Here is a 1,193-nt window from a genome sequence, read left to right on the forward strand (position 1 = left end):
TCGTCAAAATCGGTGTTGCAAAAACGGGAGTGACCATAGATTCCGTTTTCTGAGACGACCCCTGATCGGGCTGAATGAGCAGGAATTTCCTGGCGGCAAACCCGATGATGTTTACAGCGTTCGCACATCGATGAACACCCCTCCGGCCGAAGAGGAAATCGAGGAGGAACGTCGGCTGTTTTATGTCGGTATCACTCGCACAAAACAGCAGCTAAATCTGGTGGTCCCTCTTGATGAAGGGCTTGCGCGGTGGCTCAAAAACCGCTGGGATAGCACCCCGAAGAAGTCACCGATAGCTACTCGCTTCGTCTATGAGGCTGGCTGGACTGCTTGTGCGGTTACCAGTGATGCGATCTATAACAGCACGGTAGAGAAACAGAAGGCTGACTTCAGCAAGTTTCACCAATGGTATCTAAGAGATCTTCAGCGGCTAAAAGTCTAGGGCTACCGATACTTTTCGATTTCAGACAGGTGCTCGTTATCCAGATCAATTGTGGCTTTTCTTTCAGAAGCGAGCTTCTTCGCTCGCTTTGCATACTGAAGCCCCTTGGCTGGCTGCTCTCCGCGTAGGATCTGTTCAGCCTGCTTGCTCGTGCTGTGCCCCAGAAAGCGTTCGTACTGCTCGTCAGATACCTCAGTGCCGATCAGTCGTTCGATCCAGCCGCTTTTCGGCGGGTAACTTACGCCCAGCGCAAGCAACTGCCTTTTCTGTACCCACTATTTCCGGCGCGGCCGGCTTCAATCAAGGCTTTGGTTAGAACTACAGCCATTTGGGGACTCTCATACACAAACCTGAACCATGCGGGTCTGATTGGCGGTCAAGATAGCAGCGCATCGAAATCAACACTGAACTCTGCTTCTAAGAACTCAATCGTGGCTGGTTGGCTATCGAGCGATGCTTCCCGTGTAGACTCCAGTGCGCACTCCAATCGACGCAGCAGAGTAAACGGCAAAATGATCTTGCCGAAGTCGGTATGCTTGAAATCCCCCCCCACAGGTCTTCCGCGTTCTTCCAAATGAAATCAGCTTGCGAAGCAGCCGAACCTACGAACTCTGCCATCTTGGCCTCCAACCAACTTTTGCACGAAACGGCACATCTTCCAAAAGAGGGTTGTCAACCAAGTTTTGCACAAAACGGACTTTGATCCATTTCTAACTAAAATCTACAATCCAACCTCAGATTGCAAATAGCC

General features: G+C 51.0%; 2 protein-coding genes and 1 pseudogene. 1 reads left to right on the top strand and 2 read right to left on the bottom strand.

What is annotated here, in order from left to right:
• On the top strand, positions 1-442 hold a 442-nt coding region (locus ACOTX5_RS26550; protein WP_276529650.1), incomplete at its 5' end, for a 3'-5' exonuclease.
• 2 nt (positions 443-444) lie between these two features.
• On the opposite strand, the gene ACOTX5_RS26555 is transcribed toward ACOTX5_RS26550, so the two are convergent.
• Positions 445-699, bottom strand: a complete 255-nt coding sequence (locus ACOTX5_RS26555) for a hypothetical protein (RefSeq protein WP_000880375.1) — start codon at positions 697-699, stop codon at positions 445-447.
• 140 nt (positions 700-839) lie between these two features.
• A pseudogene (locus ACOTX5_RS26560) lies at positions 840-1,060 on the bottom strand (type I restriction-modification system subunit M N-terminal domain-containing protein); the annotation flags it as partial.
• Positions 1,061-1,193 lie beyond the last annotated feature (133 nt).

The sequence above is a fragment of the Enterobacter cloacae complex sp. IR5441 genome, assembly GCF_049238215.1.
GTDB classification, from domain to species: domain Bacteria; phylum Pseudomonadota; class Gammaproteobacteria; order Enterobacterales; family Enterobacteriaceae; genus Enterobacter; species Enterobacter hormaechei_C.